This is a genomic window from Bifidobacterium bohemicum DSM 22767 (assembly GCF_000741525.1).
Taxonomy (GTDB): Bacteria; Actinomycetota; Actinomycetes; order Actinomycetales; family Bifidobacteriaceae; genus Bifidobacterium; species Bifidobacterium bohemicum.
On sequence record NZ_JGYP01000002.1, the window covers coordinates 541,812 to 562,045 of the forward strand.

At 58.7% G+C, this 20,234-nt stretch carries 14 protein-coding genes, 1 tRNA gene and 2 pseudogenes; 2 read left to right on the forward strand and 15 right to left on the reverse strand.

Annotated features, from left to right (window positions below):
- Window positions 1–310: 310 nt before the first annotated feature.
- From BBOH_RS04475 to BBOH_RS04500, 7 genes and pseudogenes are all read right to left on the reverse strand, one after another.
- Window positions 311–1,123 (reverse strand): copper homeostasis protein CutC, encoded by an 813-nt coding sequence (locus tag BBOH_RS04475; RefSeq protein WP_237743130.1) that lies wholly within the window; start codon window positions 1,121–1,123, stop codon window positions 311–313.
- Window positions 1,124–1,343: 220 nt separating this feature from the next.
- Window positions 1,344–2,549 (reverse strand): homoserine kinase, encoded by a 1,206-nt coding sequence (locus BBOH_RS04480; protein ID WP_035140222.1) that lies wholly within the window; start codon window positions 2,547–2,549, stop codon window positions 1,344–1,346.
- A 186-nt stretch (window positions 2,550–2,735) separates the two neighbouring features.
- Window positions 2,736–4,059: pseudogene (locus BBOH_RS04485) on the reverse strand (homoserine dehydrogenase).
- A gap of 178 nt (window positions 4,060–4,237) precedes the next feature.
- Window positions 4,238–5,950 carry a diaminopimelate decarboxylase family protein gene (locus BBOH_RS04490; RefSeq protein ID WP_033521896.1) on the reverse strand — a complete coding sequence of 571 codons (1,713 nt, stop codon included), beginning with the start codon at window positions 5,948–5,950 and terminating at the stop codon, window positions 4,238–4,240.
- Window positions 5,951–6,236: 286 nt separating this feature from the next.
- Entirely contained in the window at window positions 6,237–6,686 is a 450-nt protein-coding gene (locus BBOH_RS09560; protein ID WP_420305093.1) for a DALR anticodon-binding domain-containing protein, read from the reverse strand.
- Window positions 6,672–8,198, reverse strand: a pseudogene (locus BBOH_RS04495) (arginine--tRNA ligase); the annotation flags it as partial. The pseudogene BBOH_RS04495 and the gene BBOH_RS09560, both read right to left, overlap by 15 nt.
- Window positions 8,199–8,497: 299 nt before the next feature.
- A tRNA-Arg gene (locus BBOH_RS04500) sits at window positions 8,498–8,571 on the reverse strand.
- Between the two features lie 258 nt (window positions 8,572–8,829).
- On the opposite strand from BBOH_RS04500, the gene BBOH_RS04505 reads away from it, so the two are divergent.
- Complete coding sequence (locus BBOH_RS04505) at window positions 8,830–9,459, forward strand: CYTH domain-containing protein (RefSeq protein ID WP_033521892.1); 630 nt, start codon at window positions 8,830–8,832, stop codon at window positions 9,457–9,459.
- Between the two features lie 87 nt (window positions 9,460–9,546).
- Here BBOH_RS04505 and BBOH_RS04510 read toward each other — a convergent pair whose 3' ends face one another.
- The 3 genes from BBOH_RS04510 to BBOH_RS04520 all read right to left on the reverse strand — a co-directional run bounded on the left by BBOH_RS04510 (window position 9,547) and on the right by BBOH_RS04520 (window position 13,225).
- Window positions 9,547–10,509: a tetratricopeptide repeat protein gene (locus BBOH_RS04510; RefSeq protein ID WP_033521890.1), complete on the reverse strand. Its 963-nt coding sequence runs from the start codon at window positions 10,507–10,509 to the stop codon at window positions 9,547–9,549.
- 131 nt (window positions 10,510–10,640) lie between these two features.
- The gene (locus BBOH_RS04515) at window positions 10,641–11,642 is read right to left on the reverse strand and encodes a DUF8094 domain-containing protein (RefSeq protein ID WP_033521888.1); all 1,002 of its coding nucleotides are present in this window, start codon (window positions 11,640–11,642) and stop codon (window positions 10,641–10,643) included.
- Entirely contained in the window at window positions 11,639–13,225 is a 1,587-nt protein-coding gene (locus BBOH_RS04520) for a hypothetical protein (RefSeq protein WP_033521886.1), read from the reverse strand. Before BBOH_RS04520 ends, BBOH_RS04515 begins: the two co-directional genes overlap by 4 nt.
- Before the next feature lie 93 nt (window positions 13,226–13,318).
- Between BBOH_RS04520 and BBOH_RS04525 the strand changes: the two genes are divergently transcribed.
- On the forward strand, window positions 13,319–14,287 hold the full coding sequence (locus BBOH_RS04525; protein WP_081930333.1) for an FKBP-type peptidyl-prolyl cis-trans isomerase: 969 nt from the start codon (window positions 13,319–13,321) through the stop codon (window positions 14,285–14,287).
- Between the two features lie 290 nt (window positions 14,288–14,577).
- Here the strand turns inward: BBOH_RS04525 and nucS are convergent, their stop codons facing one another.
- The 5 genes from nucS to atpA form a co-directional block, all read right to left on the reverse strand.
- The gene (gene nucS, locus BBOH_RS04530) at window positions 14,578–15,360 is read right to left on the reverse strand and encodes an endonuclease NucS (protein ID WP_033521950.1); all 783 of its coding nucleotides are present in this window, start codon (window positions 15,358–15,360) and stop codon (window positions 14,578–14,580) included.
- 373 nt (window positions 15,361–15,733) lie between these two features.
- Window positions 15,734–16,087, reverse strand: a complete 354-nt coding sequence (locus BBOH_RS04535; RefSeq protein ID WP_081930334.1) for a F0F1 ATP synthase subunit epsilon — start codon at window positions 16,085–16,087, stop codon at window positions 15,734–15,736.
- Window positions 16,087–17,586: a F0F1 ATP synthase subunit beta gene (gene atpD / locus BBOH_RS04540; protein ID WP_033521884.1), complete on the reverse strand. Its 1,500-nt coding sequence runs from the start codon at window positions 17,584–17,586 to the stop codon at window positions 16,087–16,089. Before atpD ends, BBOH_RS04535 begins: the two co-directional genes overlap by 1 nt.
- Before the next feature lie 8 nt (window positions 17,587–17,594).
- Window positions 17,595–18,542, reverse strand: a complete 948-nt coding sequence (locus tag BBOH_RS04545; protein WP_033521882.1) for a F0F1 ATP synthase subunit gamma — start codon at window positions 18,540–18,542, stop codon at window positions 17,595–17,597.
- Window positions 18,543–18,545: 3 nt separating this feature from the next.
- A complete protein-coding gene (gene atpA / locus BBOH_RS04550) occupies window positions 18,546–20,174 on the reverse strand; it encodes a F0F1 ATP synthase subunit alpha (protein WP_033521880.1) in 1,629 nt (542 codons plus the stop codon).
- Between the last annotated feature and the right edge of the window lie 60 nt (window positions 20,175–20,234).

Below are 20,234 nucleotides of genomic sequence, written 5' to 3' on the forward strand. Positions count from 1 at the left end.
CCAGTTTATATTCTACCCTTAACGATGATCATTTCTCAAGTCGAGTGTGTTGTGAGTTGCGCCGATGCAGGACACTTGAGCCGACCGTTCCCGCCCCTGGGACATGCATCCATGCCGAAAAGTGGTCATTCGCAAACCCCAAATGAACCCTTTTCGGCACAATCAACCACTTATGCCGAAAAATGTTCATCTGGAAACGCTAAATGAACCCTTTTCGGCACAACAAACCGATTCTGCCGAAAATCGGCCATTTGGACGGTCACAATGAGCGATTTCGCACAAGTAGGAACATAAGGAAGGATATGACCGGTCAGCAATTCCGATTCCGGACCTGCCGGACGGCCGCGACGGCGGCACGGACGGTCGGCGGATCAGTGCGCTCGACCACAGCCTCGGCACCGCCGCCACCTGGACCGCCGGCAGAATGGGTGACGACCTTAGCCGACAGATGCACGGCATCCACTCCGGCCTCGACCAGGAACGGTAAAGCGGAAGGCGTCGCCCCGCCCCCCGCCATGATCTGGATACGCCCGGCGGACCAACCCACCAGCCTCCGCAGCTCATCGCACCCCTCGGACGCGCTCGGCGCCCCTCCGGACGTCAACACACGCGTATAACCCAATGATATCAAGGTCTCCAAAGACTCACGGCGATCCGACACCACATCGAAGGCGCGATGGAACGTCACATCGACACCCCTGCCCAACCGTTCAGCCTGAGCATGAGCCTCGTCGATAAGATCTCGAGCGAACGGCACGTCGATCTCGCCTTCTTCATCGACTCCGCCCACGACCACACCGCTGGCACCGGCTGCGAGCGCCGGACCGATTTCGGCAAGCTGCACGCGTTTCTCTTCATCGCTGAAGACGAAATCACCGGCGCGAGGGCGAATCAACACTTGTACACCGAGCGGCACGCCTGCCTGCGCACAGCATCCGATCAGCCCGGCACCAGGAGTTATGCCGCCGGTGGCACCCAGGGCCGCGCACAATTCGACACGATCGGCGCCGGCCTCGGCGGCGATACGTGCACCGTCGAGGTCCTGAACCGCAATCTCCAACGCAGGACGGTGCATGAATGCGCCATCATCCATTGCCGGCGTTCCGCTGCCTTCAGGTGTCATTATTCACTCCTTGACTCGTCGCATACCCTCTACCATATCGCACACGAGACCCCGAAGGATACGATCTCACCCCGACCGAAGAATCAATAGCCGATCCAAGGAAGACGTAAGAACCCGTTCGGAGCCAGTTGGTGAACGCCTGCCAAAAGCCCGGTCATTCGCCAGGGTTGTCGATTTTCGTTGGCGGGAAGGCACTTGTAACGGGCAACAGACTATTGGATTATTGCAGCTCCACGACAACACCGTTGGAACTGACCGGAAGATGAAGGACACGCCAATGACCGCCCGTAAGTTCTTCGGCGGCCACGGCGTCGATCCGCTGCGCTGATTCGCCGGAATCATCATAGTGCAGCACCAGCACGCAGGGACCGGCACCGGAAACGGCGGCCGCGAAACCCTGCGCGCGCAGCTTGTCAATCAAAGCGGCGGACTCCGGCATCAAGGCGGCACGGTAAGCCTGATGGAGCCGATCCTCCGTGGCCGCGAACAGCAGCTGGTTGGAACGCTTCGCCAGAGCTTCGCTTGAAGACGAAGTAGGAACATTACCCGACCATGCAACAGTGTTCGGATTCATCGCGGCAGGCAGCAGAGTTGCACGCGAAACGTTGAAAACAGCGTCTTTATGGGCGATTTTCTTAGGTATCGCTTGACGTGCACTTTCGGTGGAGAGCTCAAAATCAGGAATGAAAATCGTGACGGCAATTGCCGAATCCACCTCGTAACTGACTGAGTGGAATCCGCTCTGCATAGGCTCGGCTCCGTCAATCGCCACGGAGCCAACGCCCTCGGCCGTTTCGAAGTCCCATGAGACCGTAAGTCCACCGTATACCGCTGGTGCCACATTGTCCGGGTGTCCCTCAATCGTAGCCGCAAGGTCAAAAATCGCGTTGCGGTTCAGGTCGGCACTGCCCTGTGCAAACGCCGCCGCAGCCGCGATACCCGCGACGATCGCCTCGGCCGAAGACCCCATGCCACGGGCCTGCGGAATGGCGTTCCATGCTTCCAGAGTGAAACCAAAACGCCTCAAGCCGAAGGTCCGGCAGGCACGGCGGAAGGTCGATACCACCAGATGCGTCTCATCGCGCGGCAGAGTCCGCTCGCCTTCACCGTGAATGATGACATGCGCGGAGGTATCGGCTGAACCGTGGGCATTGCCGAAACCGAAATCGACAGAACCGGCACCCTCGCCAGAGCCGAGAGCGCCCCGCGTCGCGCCATCTGACCCGCTCCGGGCGATTCCTGTGCCGTTTGCGTCCGCCGCTACGCCGGTATCTGCCGCGACGGCACTGGCGGCGGATCCATCCGTCACCGTGAACGTAAGCTCATCATGATAGTCGAGAGCCAATCCCACCGTGTCGAAACCGGAACCAAGATTCGCACTCGTGGCCGGTACATGAACCTTGACCTGTCGTACTTTTGGCGCCATTCCGACCATTGCAACCCCCCTGCCTTCAACACCGCTTTGCCCGAATCGTCCACCAACCTCGTTTCGTAGGCACTCTATCCCATATCACCAAGACCATGCTTTCACCGAAACCCCGGAATTCCGACACGTCCAGAAAACACACATCATGCTTGGAACAGAAAGCGCCTACCAAACGAGATGGTGCCTTTATCGCTCCATCACCCGCAAAATCGACGGCTCGCCAATCACGAAGCTGAATTTGCACACATCTTCGACCGTTTGGCGCAAAGTGATTTCGTCGCAGGGATGCGTCACCACGCGCAACGTCTGCAACTCGCCTGAATAGCCAGGGTCGTGCGGGGTCGGCTTCAAATCCTGATTCACGCCATTGATGGAAATGCCGTGGTCACCGAACGTCTTGGAAATCGCGGCGAGTATGCCCGGGCGGTCGCAGATGCAGAATCGCACCGCGAACGGAGCACGCGATGCACTCAACGGAGCCATCGGCAGATCGTTGTATATCAACACCTGCGGGCCAGCGGTACCCTGCACCCGGTGCTGCGCCACGGTGACGATATCGCCCACAACGGCCGAGGCCGTGGCAGCCCCACCCGCGCCGCGTCCGTAGAACATGAGGTCATCGGCGGCTTCGGCGTGCACGAATGCCGCGTTGAAACTGCCGTGCACGCTCGCCAACGGATGTTCGGCATCGATCAGAGCCGGGTAGACCCGCGCAGAGACGCCGTTTTCATCGTTTTCAGCGACGGCGAGCAACTTGACGACCTTGCCTTCGGCAGTGGCCGCGGCAATGTCATCTGCCGTGATTTTCGTAATACCCTCCATGCTTACATCGTCAACGCTCACCGGGGCATGGAAAGCGAGCGAGGCTACGATGGCCGCCTTGTTGGCCGCGTCCTCCCCTTCGATGTCACCGGTCGGGTCGGCCTCCGCGTATCCTTTGGCCTGTGCATCCTTCAACGCCACGTCGAAGTCGAGCCCCTTGGTGGTCATCTCGTCGAGAATATAATTTGTAGTACCGTTGAGAATGCCTAGAACGCTGGTGACCCTGTCGCCGGTCAAGGACTCGCGCAACGGGCGTATCAGCGGAATCGCACCGCCCACGGCCGCCTCGAAATAGAGATCGACGTTCTTTTCCGCGGCTTTCCGGTACAGTTCCGGGCCATGTTTGGCCAGTAGCGCCTTATTCGCCGTGACGACGGACGCACCGCAATCAAGCGCCTTCAGTACTAAAGCGCACGCGGGCTCCAGTCCGCCTATCAATTCGACCACGATGTCGCTGTTCGTCGCCACTTTCTCGGTGTCCGTGGTCAAAAGGGTCTTGTCCACCCAAGGCGCACTGGACGGCTTCAGGATGCAGGCAGGCGATGCCGGAAAGCATGATCGGACGGCCGATACGCTGCGCAAGCTCCTCCTGCTGCTCGACCAGGAGCCGCGCCGTTTGCGAACCGACGGTGCCGACCCCAAGCAGACCGACGCGAATCACACGGTCATCCGACGATAAGCCGGCCATCGTGCCGAACTTTCCGGATTCGTTAACGCCACCCGCCATACGTTGCGCGGAATCAACCGCCTTCCCAGCCATCGGTGATTGTTGATCTGCCATAGTGTCCCCGCTCGTTCTTTGGACATCGCCTGCCGCGTGCCACCGGTGATTACATCCTAGAGAACGAATCCGACACCAGAGGCGGTCAACTCACATCAAGGTCAAGCAAGTCGTCGATGGTCTGGCGACGGAGCATCAGGTGCGCACCCTCGCCGCTTACCGCAACGACGGCAGGAATGAGAGCCTGGTTGTAGTTGCTGGCCATGGTGCGACCATAAGCGCCGGTGACGGGGACCGCCAGGATATCGCCACGTCGCACATCAGCGGGCAGCTGGCATTCACGGACGAGAATGTCGCCCGATTCGCAATGCATCCCCACCACGCGGGCCAGCACGGTTTGTTCCTCCGACTCATTGCCAACCGCGCCCGGACTTGATTCCGTACCAGATTGCGCGCCGACAGGCACGCGCCCCCCCAATTTCGAACGCCCGGCCACCACCGCCGTGTAATCCGCACCGTACAGCGCAGGGCGTATGTTGTCGCTCATGCCGCCATCGACCGAAACATAGGTCCGTTCCGCGATATCGCGCCCTGCTGCGTCCTTTGTGCCGGCGGGCAACGCGACGCGTTTGACGGTGCCGACGCGATACAGCGTGACTCCCGAGGGGGCCATGATCCATCGCCCCGGCTCGAAGGAAATCACCGGCGCAGGCATGCCCAAAGCCTTGTTGATGGCTGACACCGCAGCTGCCAGACGCCCAAGCTCGACCTCGATATCCATGGAATCCTCCGCGTCGGTGTATGCCACGGAATAGCCACCGCCCAAGTCGACCTCGGGCAGCGTGTAGGCGTCGGTGGCGTAGAAGGTCTTGCGAAGGAACATCATGCGTCGCGCCGCCTCGATGAAGGCATTGGCATCGTGGATTTGCGAGCCGATATGCGAATGGATTCCCACCAGTTCGAGGTCGCCCTGACGCGAATAGATGTCTTTTAACACCGCGATCGCCGGGCCGTTCGCCACCGCTTCCATCGCCTTGGCCAGAGCCCGGTCGGTGTCGGAAATCTCCGCGCCGGACAAGTCATAGGGGTATTTGACGGAGTGGTCAAGCTCCGCTCCGTACCCGGCATGACGCGCTGAACGTTCACTTGCGTCGGGACCGTAGCTACCTTCTGCATTAATGACAGCGGTTTGGAGATGCGCGTTCGCGATCGCGGGACTTACTTCGGCGCTCGCCCCTGCGACCGAACCAATCGCATCGAGAATCGCGAGAACCTCCGGACCGACGCCCGCCGGCAACAGCGGCACACCGAATTTCTGATCCTCGTGGGCCGTTGAGATGTATTCATGACCGCCGGCATGGATGCCGGAAGTGACACGCAGCATGACGCGAGCCGTCCTGCCCAGTCGGTGCGCAATGGCGGCTATACGGGCTGGCTCGTCGGGCGAATCCACCACGATCTTGGCAAATCCCTCTCGAATCGCCAGCTCGATCTCCTCGTCGGATTTGTTGTTGCCATGCAGCACCAACCGCCGCCCCGGCACCCCGGCCGCGAGCGCAATGCGCATCTCCCCCATCGAGCAGGTGTCGACGAACAGGCCCTCTTCGGTGACGATGCGCGCCACCTCCTTGGAAAGGAACGCCTTGCCCGCGAAGCTCACATGGGTGGTGCCCGTGGTGAACGCGTCAGCGGCCGCCTTCACGAACCGACGGGCACGAAGGCGCACTTCATCGGTGTCGACAAGGTAGAGCGGCGAGCCGAACTCGCTGAGCAGACTGGCCGCGCTACGCCCGTGGAATGTCAGTTCGCCGGCCTCGTTGAACGCCGTCGCCTCCGGCCAGATCCCAGTGATGCCCATAATCCACCCCTTTATATCGCCATATTCTATATCGCCGTGTTCGCTTTGCGGCATTGTTGCTCCGCCACATCCAACGATAGCGAATCGGCGCCAAAAACCCAAGAACCTTCTCAGATGGGCGATTGGACTCCCGCAAACAACGATGCACGACAAACATGATGTATCTCAATCCGACGTCGAGGCGTTCGGCCATCACATACCCGCATGGCGACGTTATCCGCCGCATACGCGAATCGGCCACACCGTCCCACAACGGAGAGCCTGGCCGATTTGTCGCCGGAATGAATCACATCTTGTCGGGCGCGGTGACGCCGAGCATCGCCAGGCCGGTGGCAATCACACGTTGCACGGCGTCGTTAAGTTCAAGACGTGCCGCCGCGCGGGCGGGCTCGGGGCACTTGGCGACGCGTTCCTCGTCGGTCATCTCACGTTCGTCGAGACCGGTCAGCTCCATCGGCACCACGCGCTCGACGTTGTACCACTTGTGGTACGTACCGGCCAAAGTCTCCAGATAGTGGGCTATCTTGTGAGGCGCACGCAGATCACCGGCTTCGGAGACCACGGACGGCCACTGGGCCAAAGCGCCCAGAACCTCACCGTCGGCGGCGGTGTCGAGCAACGACAGATCGGCCATGGCCGCGACCGCCTCTTGCAACTTCCCTTGCGGCGAATCCGGGCCGTACGCTCCCGAATTCCCCAGCACCTTGCCGATGTTGGAGATGGCGTTCCGGTCCACATTGCGACTGCGGGCGTATGCATACTGCACGTAGTACACCGGGTTTTCGTTGGTGTGCGAGGCGAGCAGGCCCAAATCGATGTCCACGCTCGTGTTGTAGTCGGTGCGGGCCAGCGAGTAACGCGCCGCATCCACACCCACGGCCTCCACCAGGTCGTCGATGGTGACGATGTTGCCGGCGCGCTTCGACATGCGCACAGCCTCGCCGTCCTTCATCACGTTGACCATCTGGCCGATGAGAATCTGCATGTTCTCGCCCGGGGTATCGCCGAAGGCGGCGCACATGGCCATCATGCGGCCGATGTAGCCGTGATGGTCCGCGCCGAGCATGTAGATCGCGACATCCGCAGGGTCGACGGCCCGATGACGCTTATCGTCGTAATATGCGATATCGGCGGCGAAGTAGGCATATTCACCGTTGGATTTGATGATGACACGGTCCTTGTCGTCACCGTGGTTCGTGGAGGCGAACCAGGTGGCACCGTCCTTCTCGTAGATGTCGCCACCCTCACGCAATTTGGCGATGGCCCGCTCCACGGCGCCGTCCTCATACAGGCTGTTCTCGTGGAACCACACGTCGAAATTGACACGGAACTGCCTCATCGAGCGCTGGATCTCCGCGAACATCATCGGCACCGCGCGCTTGCGGAACTCCTCGCGTTGCGGCGAGTCACCCTCGCCGAGCGCGTTGCCGTCCTTGTCAAGCCCGGCGTCGACCCGAGGCAGGGAAAGCACGTCCACCCCGTCGGCCGAAGCCTGGGCGATGACACGATCGGCGATTTCGTTGATGTACGCGCCCTTGTATCCATCGCTAGGCGCTTCCTCACCGTGGGCGGCCGCCACCAGCGACTTGGCGAAGCGGTTGATCTGCTCGCCGTGGTCGTTGAAATAATACTCCTTGACGACCTTCGCGCCGTTGGCCTCAAGCACGCGGGCCATCGAGTCGCCGGTCGCCGCCCAACGCACGCCGCCGATATGGATCGGACCGGTGGGGTTGGCCGAGACGAACTCAAGATTGAGTGTCTTGCCGCCCAAATGATCGTTGAGACCGAAGTTCGTCGCCGCGATCGTTTTGGACGCGGCGCTGGATTCGTCGGAATCTTTCGACCCGTCGGAATCGTCCTTGCTGCCCCAGTCCGGAATACCTTCGTCCACAGCCGGAATCTCAACGCCGGCATCCAGAATCTGCGAGACGACCGCAGCTGCCGAAGCTGAGTCAAGCGTGATGTTGATGAATCCGGGCCCAGCCACCTCCACGGCGGCGATTCCCGCGGCCTCGCGCAGCTTGGCGGCAAACGCATCGGCCAGGTCCCGCGGCTTCATGCCGGCCTTCTTTGCCAGCTGCATGGCCACATTTGACGCCCAGTCGCCGTGCACACGATCCTTGGGGCGCATGACGGCCAGTTTGTCTACCGACGGAATCAAATCGTCAGTCAGCTGGCCGGCCGCACCGGAGACGACCAGGTCATGCGCAATATCGGAAATAAGTTCACTCAACGCTTCAGGATTCATGTTCCATAGTCTAGCGTGTCTTGTAACCAAGCCGACACCGGTTTTTGAACATCGCGGCGTCGGACGGGACCCAACCACCTTCCCGCAACCGGAAGCGCACGGTCTTATGTCTGCCATAAAACCCCGATGCGATGAAAGAGGAGTATGAAGCATGCCAACGGTGACAATTCATACTAATCGAACAAACTCACCGCCCCCAACGGTTGTTCGATGCCCTCGACGGCTTCCACGACGCTTTTCTTATTCGGCATATCATGCCGCATGGCCTCACCAACGACACCATCGACGCAATCGCTCTGTGGGCCCGATGGGATTCGAACCCACGACCTTTTGCTCCGGAGGCAAACGCTCTATCCAGCTGAGCTACGGACCCAAACAACAAGACCCTAGTCTACACCGGTGCTTGACCAAGTGGTATAGGAAAGCGGTTTCAATCTCGGCGAATCCCGCGTTATGTCAGGCCAGACAAGGCTTTTACAGCGGTTTTTGCGATTTCAATCCGACGGCGTGGTCCCGTTGTCGAAAGTTCGCAAATTTGAAGCAGTGAACACGGACGAGTATTGATATTGACACTTGCCTCCGATTCAGACACAAGATGCCCTGTTTTCGCAAAATCCTCTACAATATGGTTATGTCACCTTTGATGAACGATTTCGAATTCGACCGGCGGTTTTTCTGCCGCGAAATACCGCAAGACCTGCAAGACGCCGACATACCCACACTCATTGTGCAGAGCTACTACGTCGACTCGGACAATTATGCGCTGAGGGTGCGGGTGCAAAGTCGGAAGACACGCCTGCCGATGGACAAGGACACCGATGCGGCCGAGGCGCTTGATAAGCACCGGGACGACTTCACTACAGCGTCCGTAACCGTCAAGGGTCCTTCCGTCGGCGGCACACGATACGAGGCAGAACGCGACATCGACGCGGGCATCGCCGCGGAACTGATCAAGCGCGGCGGCACGGACATCATCAAAAACCGGTACGACGTGTGGATCGGCGAGGATGGCTGGAATATCGACGTGTTCGGCGGGGTCAACGCGCCGCTGATCATCGCGGAGGCGAAGCGTTCACGACCCGTGACCAACCTGATCATCCCCGACTTCTGCGTCACCGAAATCACCGATCAGGCCCGGTTCTCCAACGATGGTTTGGCCGCACGGCCTTTTAGCGACTGGCAGGATGAATTTGAACAGGAACTGTCCGTCAGCGGCGCCCACTTCGAGCAGATCTACGGCACGAACCGTCATGAGTCCTGAACAAGGAAAGCGTCCCCTACGGCCATCGGCAAAGGGACGCTTTACGCTATGTGATTCAATCCAAGGCCGGTAAACGGCAACCGGCACCTAATACATCAGTGTCGAAAGACGCCGCCGCGCTATCTTCAGGCGCGGGTCGTCCGGTTCGGGAATCGCGAAATACTCAAGCAACCGCTCGCGAACCGGTTCCAGATCGGCACGATGCCCGGCCGCAAGGAAGTCCAGCAGTCGAGCGAAGGCGTCATCAATCTGACCGCCGATCATGTCCACGTCAGCCACTGCAAGCTGGGCTGCGACATCATCAGGCGCGTCGGCCGCAGCCTGACGCACCGCGCGTACATCCGCCTGCCCCGAACGCGCCAACAGCAAGGCCTTGGAACGCTCACGCGCTGCAAGCGCATCACCGGGATCGACCTTCAACACGTTCTCATAAGCCTTGGCGGCACCCGCATAATCCCCGGCATCGGCCAGCGCGTGCGCCTCAGCATGCTCGGGCGGCACAGCCCCTTGCCCCGAAGCCTCGCCGTCACCATCAGCACTCGGATCGCCGGAATACGGCGCGGCGCCGGTGACACCGGCCTGCTGAGCCAACTGCACGATCTGCGGCAAAAGCTCGCCGGTAATCTGCTGCATCTCCTCCGCGCTCGGCAACCCCTGCAGAATCGGCATGGGCTGTCCGCCGATCAAAGCAAACAACGCCGGAGCCCCATGCACCTGCAACGCCTGAGCGATGCTCGGATCCTCGTTGATGTCAAAACGCGCAAGCTGCATCTTGCCTTCGAGCTTGTTAACCGCATCGCCCAACGTCTTGGCCATGTCGAACAGTCGGTCGTCAGTGGGCACCCAGAGCAGCAGCAACACCGGGTAGGTGACGGATGTCTGCAACACAGCCTGGAACGTGGCAGCCGAAACGTCGATGACGTAGCCTCCGGCGCTCGGCGCTCCCCCGGCCTGCCCTGGCTCAGCCTTGACTTTGTGCTTCAGGGCAGTCAGGTCGACCGCGCCCGCCAACGAAATCCCCGGATTGACCTGAGGTTTGTTCTGTGCCAACAGTGCCTTCTTTCGTCGTATTGACTATCGTGCCAAATGCACCCAACCGATACCGCCAAGTCTACTCCCCGTCACGAAAGCCGATCATGTTTTACGCTTATACAGTGACTTCGTGCGCTCGGGAGCCGACTTTACAACGCTTCGACCTTGATCGGCTGACGCTCCACGCCCACCGCCGTAACCTTCGCCTTGGAACCCGCCGGCGGCACATAGAGGGCGACGAGGTTGACGTAGCTGACCTTCATCGTGCTCGTGGCCTTGCCACCGCCGAACAGAGCACGCTCGGCATCACTGGCCGGCTGCGATTCACGCCCTTCTCCGGCGGCACGTGTCCATTCCGAGTTGATTTGCGCGACGACAAGGTCACCGCCGTCCTCACTTGAACGCATGACGGCAATTTGCCCCTTGACCGGCTCGAAGGTCTGACTTTGGGTGCCGTGATTCCTCTGCATGCCCTCTTCGACCGCACTGACCAATTTCCTCATGTCTTCCCGGAAGAAGTCACTCGAGAATTTATCAGCATACTGGCTTTTAGAATCATTCTGCAGGACGTCGGCATATTGCCTTACCGCATCCTGCGGGGTCATCACCAGTCCTGAATCATCCGCCTCTCCGGCCGTGGCCCCGATTTGAGGAATCGGGAACTTCGGCAGTTTGGCTCCTTGGAACAAACGCGCCGCGCCCCACAGCCGGTAGTTGCTACGAGCATTTTCCTGGCGGAACACAAGCAGACGCTTGGACTGTTGATCGGCGGTCGTGGTCGTGATGGAGAAGACGTACCGCGGCCAGCCGGTCTGGGTGGGGATGATGGTCTGTGCGATGTCTTCGGGAATCGTGGCACGCGGATCCATGGAACCGGTGGCCTTGGCGATGGTCAGCTCACTGGTTCGTATATCGAGGGCAGGTCCCGTCACACGCTCCGAAAGACCGTCAGGACTCTTCGTTTCGTCCGCCTTGGACAACACCGCCAAGGTCTCCTTGCGGATTTTCTTCTCCTGCGCCTCGGTCAAATCAGGACTCTGAGCGGATCCCACCGACCCCGGCTGAGGCAGATCACCCTCACAACCGGTCAGACCGGCAAGCGTAGCCAAAACCAGCGCAGCAGCGCCGATTCGTTTAGTCATGCCTTTCATGAGCGCGCCTTCTTCACGGTCTCATCGGAATTGTCATCATCGGCCTGTTCGCCGCGTACCGCATCATCAACATCGTCCTTGCCGTCGCCGGCATCGCTTGGTTCAGAGCCGGCATTGCGGCTATCGCCACCATCTCGCCGTTCGTCCGTCCCTTCTTCATCCTTTGCTGAATCATGGCTTCCAACGGACTTACCGGAATCAGTCGACTGCTCGGGCGTTCCGTCGCTTTCCGCATCGCCATCCCGCTCCGACCGGTTCTCCAGTGTCGCATTGGAGGGATCCTGGGCTTCCCCGGACCCCCCGCCCTTCTGGTCCTCGTGCCTAAGCCGGGCGAAATAAGTCTCGAAATCGTCCTTGGAATACACCATGGTCGGCTCGTCTTCCCCTTGCGACGCTTCGGAAACACTGGACACCGACCGCGTCCGACCATCCTCGTGCATCACGCCATCATTCCGCATCGTCACCGAAACCGAAGACTGGACGACCGGCTGCCCAGCGTCGGCCACGTTCACGGAACGCGCTGCCGAATCACTGTCACGTACCACCTCGGCATCCCGAACACCAGTCTGTGCCCGCAACTCAGCGACCATATTCCGAGCGAAGGGATCAATGACCTGCGGTCGTTCCGATTGCCCGGACGGAACGGTTTCACCGTCGGCTTGCAACGTGTCTGCCATGTCTGGCTGAGTGGACGAAGCCGGCGAAGCCGCATGAGCGCGACGATGGCTACGACGACTGTGTCGGAAGCTGGACCGCAGCACAGCACAAGTGCCACCCAAAGCCTCGGCTATGGTCACTTCCTCAGCTTCACGAGGCTGATCATGCCGTCCGGCTTTCCATTTTCGGCTCAGCCGCCTTAGATCCATGGCAAGCACGGAAGCCGAAAACACTGCCAACAACACGAAAACGCCGCCCGCGACATACAAAGGCATCGCATAATTGGGCAACTGATGTCGCGTCCATTCGACGCTTATTCGCACCGGCGAGGCGTCGGCCGAGTGTTTGGAATCCTGAGCGCCTGTTGTCGTCTCCGGATGCGTATCGACGATCACCACCTGATCGTCGGTCAGCCCCTCAACGGATAGATGCGCCCGTCCCTCGCCGCATGTCACCTGCCTCCACATGTCGGAATGTGCAAAGGGGACGCCGCCACCGTCGTTCACCGGCTTGCCGCCTTGGTTCCGCCGCTCGTTTTTGACGGTAAAGGTTGACCAATCCTTAAGCCCCGTCAACCTTGTATAACTGGTGTCGGCAGTCCAGCCAGCCACATCCTTGGCGCTGCCCGTTGCCACGCATAGCTGCCGTTCCGTGGATTTGCTGCCGCTTGACGCAACAGTCACCTGTGCATCAGTGTCAACCATCTTCAGAACCCCCGGATCGGAGACGACATATCGAGCACCGGCCACAGACGTGTGCGCAACGACGAGGGCACTGGGCTTCCAAATTGTCGCGTTGAGTAAGCCAAGCGCGATAAACAGCACAGCAAGCAGACCGAAGACAGGCGTGACGACGCCACGCATCAGCATCGCCCGTTTGGTCGGTTTCTTAAGGCTTTTCGCCTGATCATCGCTAGTTGTTTCCATAACATCCGACATTTTAGCAAATTGCACTGATAGAAGTCTTAAAATCATGTGCAAAAAGCAATAAATCAAGGTTTCGCGATAGCCTTGTAAACTATGCATAACGTGACGAACAGATTCAGTATCATCAAACGTGCCGCGGCCGCCGGCTGTGCACTTGCTCTAGCCATAGGTCTGGCCGCGTGCGGTTCGGACAAGCCTTCCGAAGCCACCTCGGACACAAGTAAATATCCGCAAATCAGCGGCGTCAAAGCCACCGGTTCACTTGGCAAGAAGCCCAGAATATCCTTCCACACCCCAATGAAGGTCACCAACGACTCCTACGCCATATTGCAAAAGGGCAACGGCAAGGCACTCAAGGAAGGTGACGGGGTTTGCATCCAGGACGTTTCAATCAATGCCAAAGACGGCAGCGAATTGATGAGCACCTGGGAGAAGAACACACCGGATTGCTCACTTATTCTCGATAAAAGCAACCTGAAACCAATGTACTATGACATTCTCAAGGATCAGCGAGTCAACTCGACCGTCGCCTTCGGTGTCAATGATGGCAACAAGGAAAACACATCCTACATCATGGCGCTCACCATCGTCGGACAGCAACCCAAATACGAAAAGGCTACAGGCGCTAAAGTAAAGGGCGTCCCCTCGGACCTACCCAAAGTCACGCTGAACGGGAAAGGCGCCCCCTCCATCGATTTCAATGGATACAAGCCCACCGACAAGCTTGTCTCTCAGTCGCTGATCGAAGGCGAGGGTAAGAAGGTCGCCGAAAACGACACCATCGAGGCACATTATACTGGTTGGGTCGTGGATAAGGACGGCAAGCCTTCGGAATTCGACTCCTCATGGGATCGCGGCAAATCGACGCACTTCTCCCTCGAACAGGTCGTCGAAGGCTGGAAACAAGGCCTCGCGGGCCACACCGTCGGTTCGCAGGTGTTGCTGGTCATTCCCCCCGAACTTGGATACAAAGACAAGGCACAAGCCAAAATCCCGGCCAACTCCACGCTCTACTTCGTGGTCGACATCCTCTACGATTACGGCCCCGTCCAGATGAACTAAACATCTTCAGTGTGCCTACGGGATTCACCCCGTAGGCACACTGATTTTCAGCGGATACATATTATGCTCGAAAACCCCGGGATTCCGGCATTGTTGAGTATGGTAGCCATGCGCATCTCGTGCGATGTGTCCGCGCGCTAAACATGTCCGTCCCATGGCCTGTCAGACGGACACGTTCGTATATACCCAACCTCTTCAGACCATTGCGTAAACGTCAAGGTAACCCTGAAATTGACGCGCCCCTATGTTTGCGCTCCATCCCAGCACTCCCCTCTTGCGATTGCGACGGTTCAGAACAGGCGCAGACTGTCGTCCTCCGCCCCTTTCATCTCCTCGTAATCGAGGATGAGGCAGTCGAAACCGCGCTCGGTGGCGAGAGTGCGTGCCTGAGGAGTGATGGTCTGAGCGGCGAAGATTCCGCGGACAGGAGCCAGCAGCGGATCTTTGCTGAGAAGCTTCACGTAACGCGTGAGTTGCTCGACGCCGTCGATACCACCGTGACGTTTAATCTCAATGGCGACATGACACCCCTGACCGTCCACGGCCATGATGTCCACTGGTCCTATGGGTGTGGGGTACTCCCGCCGCACCAGTTTGGCCCCCTGACCGATACGGTCGATCTGCTCGGCCAAATACCGTTGAAGATGATCTTCCACTCCATCTTTGTTCAAACCTGGATCAAGACCCAAATCGTATGTATCGTCGGCATAGACGCGGTAGATCTTGACTTCAAGGATGTCAGCGGACTTTTGGGACGCCACACGGAACACCTTGATCGGCACAGCGGAACAATCGCCGGCGCTGTCGGCCGTATCTGACGTCCGTGTTGCCGGGACCTTTGATCTTGCCGTTTCAGCCGTTCCCGCATCGACCACAGAATCATTGTTCTTAGAGCTCACCTCGCGAATGGTGCACGGCGCGGCCATCCAATTCAATGGTTTATAGGAGCCCAGTTCGGAAAAAATCAACAAACTGTTGTCCGCTTTCACAAGCAGCACACGTTTGGCCGACGGCAGAGAGGCATTGAGCCTGCCGGAGTATTCAGCGGAGCAATCAGCAACAATAATACGCACGTTGCCACTGTACACGACAAACAGGCCAGAGACACAATCAACATTTTCACTGCATAAGTGCGATCCGATGATGCAAGTCCGGAAGGCTGGATGTACCGGCTATGCAACCCTTGATTGGACCTCGGTCAGGCTGACCTCGGTCTGAAGAATGTACCGCGCCGCTTCCCGTTCCCGATTTCAAGACGCCGTGTAAGCGGACACATGCGCTATATCCGCAAGGCAAACCTCTTGAATCACGAAACCTTTCATTCGATCCGCCCTGTTTGGCATCTTTTCGGATTTCGACAACTAATTTTGCCCCCATAAAACAAATTCGCGGTGGCACCTGATTGTTAAAATCAGATGCCACCGCGACCATTAATGCGAACGGACTCTACTCCGACGCGTTCTGGCTGGCGTTGAGTTCCTCGCCTCTCTCGACCGCCACCGTCAAGCGATTTGAGTCGAAGGATGCGAAGCCGTCATCCACCATGAACGAACGTCGTGTTCCATCAAGCTCGACGATGGTGACCCTGCCTTTTTCGAGCACCGTCAGAATCGGTTCATGCTGAGGCAAGATACCCATACCACCGCTGGTGGCGGGTATTGTTGCGGAACGAGCCTTCCCGTGCCACAACGGACGATCCGCAGCCACCACATTCACGTCGAGCAGTCCGTCCGACGACGCGCTGCCGGCCTGAGCCGAAGCGGGCTGCGCCTTTTGCGAAAACTCAACGTTATCGGCCATCACGCACCATATTCCTTCTGCATGTCATGCCACTTGCGCTCGAGATCCTCGATGCCGCCAATGCCGTTGAACGCCTGCTCAGGCACATTGTCGTACTTGCCGTCACAGATGCGCTTGAACGCCTCGACCGTCTCATCGGCAGGAACGTACGAACCTTCAAGGCCGGTGAACTGCTTGGCGACGTAGAAGTTCTGACCAAGGAACTGCTCGATCTTACGCGCACGGTTGACGGTGGTCTTGTCCTCCTCGCCCAACTCATCGATGCCAATGAGGGCGATGATGTCCTGAAGCTCCTTGTTGCGCTGCAAAATCGCCTTGACGCGGTTGGCGGTGTCGTAGTGCTCCTGACCCACATAGCGCGGATCGAGAATGCGGGAAGTCGAGGACAGCGGATCGACCGCAGGGTAAATACCCTTCGAAGCAATGTCACGCGAAAGCTCAGTGGTCGCGTCCAGATGGGCGAAGGTCGTAGCCGGAGCCGGATCGGTGTAATCATCCGCAGGCACATAAATGGCCTGCAACGAAGTGATGGAATGGCCACGGGTTGACGTAATACGCTCCTGCAGCGAACCCATCTCGTCGGCAAGGTTCGGCTGATACCCCACGGCGGAAGGCATACGGCCAAGCAGGGTCGAAACCTCGGAACCGGCCTGAGTGAAACGGAAGATGTTGTCAATGAAGAGCAACACATCCTGATTCTCGACGTCACGGAAGTACTCTGCCATCGTCAAAGCCGTCAGCGGCACACGAAGACGGGTCCCTGGAGGCTCATCCATCTGGCCGAAGACCAATGCGGTTTTCTCAAGAACCCCAGACTCACCCATCTCGCCGATCAGGTCGTTACCCTCACGGGTACGCTCTCCGACGCCCGCGAAGACGGACACGCCGCCGTGGTTCTGCGCCACACGCTGGATCATCTCCTGGATAAGCACCGTCTTACCTACACCCGCGCCGCCAAACAGGCCGATCTTGCCGCCCTCGACGTAAGGGGTGAGCAAATCGATGACCTTGATGCCCGTTTCGAACATCTTGGTGCTGCTCTCAAGTTGATCGAAGGCCGGCGGGTTGCGATGGATGGACCAGCGCTCCTTGACCTCGACATGCTCATCGGGTTCGGCGTTGAGAATATTGCCGGTTACGTCGAAGACATGACCTTTGGTCACGTCCCCAACCGGCACCTTGATCGGACCACCGGTATCCGTCACCGTGGCGCCACGAACCATGCCGTCTGTCGGCTTCAAAGCGACGGCACGCACCGTGGAATCACCCAAGTGCTCCTCAACCTCGAGCGTGACGTCCTGTACGGTGTCGCCCTCGGTGCCACCTTCGGATCCGATGCGGACCTTCAGTGCATTGTAAATATCAGGCAGATGACCTGCCGGAAATTCGACGTCGACCACCGAGCCCTGCACACGGGTGATACGACCCGCGCCCAGATTCTCGCTCGTTGGCTTTTCGGAAGTCGCTGTGGACTGAGCCGTGGACTGACTGTCTACCATATGCGTTCCTACTCTTCCTCTCGGTTCAGCGCGTCAGCGCTGCTGATAATCTCAGTAAGTTCCTGCGTAATCGAAGCCTGTCGCGAAGCGTTAAGCTGCCGGGTCAGATCATCAATCAGGTTGTTGGCGTTGTCAGTCGCCGTATGCATTGCGTTCTGTCGGCTTGCGGTTTCTGAAGCCGCGGCCGTCAATAGGCATTCGTGGATACGAGCCTGAACATACTTCGGCAAGATTGCGTCAAGAACCTTGCGCTCGCTGGGTTCAAACTCGTACAACGGAGCCGTTGTCCGAGCCGGAGACTGAACTCCGGGCTCAAGATCCTGACCGGAATTCCCGGATTGTTCCTCCCCGCTGTTACCACGCACGATTTCCACTGGAAGCATGCGCAGGACGCGAACCTTCTGCACTACCATGTTGATGAATTCCGTGAACACGATGTACAGTTCGGAAACCCCCCCATCGGCCGCGGATTTCATGTAATCGGCCAAGACCGTGTCGGAAATCTCCTTGGCGATGGCCACATCCGGCTTGTCGGTGTTGCCCTCCCAAGTCGCGGCAATGTCACGGTTCCGGTACTTATAGTATGAAACACCTCGACGGCCGTACACATATAACTCCGGCTCTTTGCCGTCCTCATCAAGACGAGCCAACAGGGATTCCGTCTCACGAATAATGGACGAAGTGTAACCACCGGCCATGCCGCGGTCCGCCGTTAAAGCGAGAACCGCGACTTTCGGGTTGGCTTCCGTTGACTTGACGATGGGGTGGTCGATGTCGGAATGAACCGCCAGCGCCTCAACGGCATCGAAAATCGCATCGCTATACGGCTTGGCGCTGAGCGCGACAGTCCTCGCCTTGGCGATGTGCGATGATGCAATCATCTCCTGGGCGTTGAAAATCTTGCCGAGCGAAGTCGTAGAGGCGATTCGGTTCTTCAATGCAAGTTGTGAAGCCATGGGTCACTTGCCTTTCGCGACGATCTGCTCCTGATCAATCTTCGTCAGCGGTTTCACCTCTGGCTTGGTGACGATCAGGGGTTTGCCGGCGCCGGTCACAAAGTTGCTGCGATATTCGTCAACGGCCTTGTCAAGAGCCTGTTCGGTTTCTTTGGTGAAATCACCGGTTTCGCGGATGGTCTTGAGGATATCGGTGCTGTGGGCGAGGTAGTCGAGCAGCCCCTTTTCAAACGGCAGGACATCGCTAAGGTCGAGATCATCAAGCTTCCCGTGTGTACCGGTCCAGACGGAAACGACTTCCTGTTCCATCGAGTAGGGCGAGAACTGCGGTTGCTTGAGCAACTCGGTCAAATGAGCGCCGCGTGTAAGCTGAGCCTTTGAAGCCGCGTCCAAATCGGAGGCGAACATCGCGAAGGACTGCAACGAACGGTACTGTGCCAGTGAGATCTTCAGGGTGCCGGAAACCTTCTTCAACGCCTTGGTCTGTGCCGCGCCACCAACTCGTGACACGGAGATGCCGACATCCACGGCAGGACGCTGGTTGGCGTTGAACAAATCGGACTGCAGGAAGATCTGACCGTCGGTGATCGAAATGACATTCGTGGGAATGTAAGCAGAAACATCATTCGCCTTCGTCTCCACAATCGGCAGACCGGTCATCGAGCCGCCACCAAGGTCATCTGAAAGCTTGGCGCAGCGTTCGAGCAAACGGGAGTGCAGATAGAACACGTCCCCGGGGTACGCTTCACGCCCCGGCGGGCGACGAAGCAGCAAGGAAATCGAACGATACGCTTCGGCCTGTTTGCTCAGGTCATCGAAAACGATCAGAACGTGTTTCCCGTTGTACATCCAGTGCTGGCCGATGGCCGAACCCGTGTAGGGAGCGATGTACTTGAAACCTGCGGAGTCTGATGCGGGGGAAGCCACGATGGTGGTGTATTCCATGGCGCCGGCTGATTCAAGGCTCTCACGCACGGATGCGATGGTCGAACCCTTCTGACCGATGGCCACGTAAATGCAGCGCACCTGCTTGTTGGGGTCACCGCTTTCCCAGTTGCTCTTCTGGTTGATGATGGTGTCGATGGCGATGGCCGTCTTGCCTGTCTGACGATCACCGATAATCAACTGGCGCTGGCCGCGACCAATAGGCGTCATCGCATCGATCGCCTTGAGACCGGTGGACATAGGCTCGTTGACCGGATGACGGTGCATCACGTCAGGGGCCTGTGCCTCCAGGATTCTGCGTCCTTCGCTCTGGATTTCACCCAGACCGTCGATGGGATGACCCAAGGGATCGACCGTACGGCCGAGGAATCCATCGCCAACCGGCACTGAAAGCACCTCACCGGTACGCCGAACCTCTTGGCCTTCCTCGATGCCCCCGAAGTCGCCGAGAATCACGACGCCGATCTCACGGGGATCAAGGTTGAAAGCCAGACCGAGCGTACCGTCTTCAAACGTCAGCAACTCGTTGGCCATGCAACCAGGCAGTCCTGTCACATGCGCGATGCCATCTCCCGCCGTCTCGACATACCCGACCTCCTGGGTGGGCGTGTCGCTGGGCTTATAGGACTCGACGAAATGGTCGAGAGCCTCGCGCACATCAGCAGGATCAATGGTAAGTTCTGCCATGATCACTCCTTATACTTCTTGTTTGTTACTGGTAAGTCCTTCAACGCAGATTCGCAAGGA

Excerpts from the sequence above, each read along its gene's own strand:
- BBOH_RS04475 (WP_237743130.1), bottom strand. The coding sequence starts at position 1,123 with ATGACACCTGAAGGCAGCGGAACGCCGGCAATGGATGATGGCGCATTC.
- BBOH_RS04480 (WP_035140222.1), bottom strand. The coding sequence starts at position 2,549 with ATGGCGCCAAAAGTACGACAGGTCAAGGTTCATGTACCGGCCACGAGT.
- BBOH_RS04490 (WP_033521896.1), bottom strand. The coding sequence starts at position 5,950 with ATGGGCATCACTGGGATCTGGCCGGAGGCGACGGCGTTCAACGAGGCC.
- BBOH_RS04505 (WP_033521892.1), top strand. The coding sequence starts at position 8,830 with ATGTCACCTTTGATGAACGATTTCGAATTCGACCGGCGGTTTTTCTGC.
- BBOH_RS04515 (WP_033521888.1), bottom strand. The coding sequence starts at position 11,642 with ATGAAAGGCATGACTAAACGAATCGGCGCTGCTGCGCTGGTTTTGGCT.
- BBOH_RS04520 (WP_033521886.1), bottom strand. The coding sequence starts at position 13,225 with ATGGAAACAACTAGCGATGATCAGGCGAAAAGCCTTAAGAAACCGACC.
- BBOH_RS04525 (WP_081930333.1), top strand. The coding sequence starts at position 13,319 with ATGCATAACGTGACGAACAGATTCAGTATCATCAAACGTGCCGCGGCC.
- BBOH_RS04535 (WP_081930334.1), bottom strand. The coding sequence starts at position 16,087 with ATGGCCGATAACGTTGAGTTTTCGCAAAAGGCGCAGCCCGCTTCGGCT.
- atpD (WP_033521884.1), bottom strand. The coding sequence starts at position 17,586 with ATGGTAGACAGTCAGTCCACGGCTCAGTCCACAGCGACTTCCGAAAAG.
- BBOH_RS04545 (WP_033521882.1), bottom strand. The coding sequence starts at position 18,542 with ATGGCTTCACAACTTGCATTGAAGAACCGAATCGCCTCTACGACTTCG.
- atpA (WP_033521880.1), bottom strand. The coding sequence starts at position 20,174 with ATGGCAGAACTTACCATTGATCCTGCTGATGTGCGCGAGGCTCTCGAC.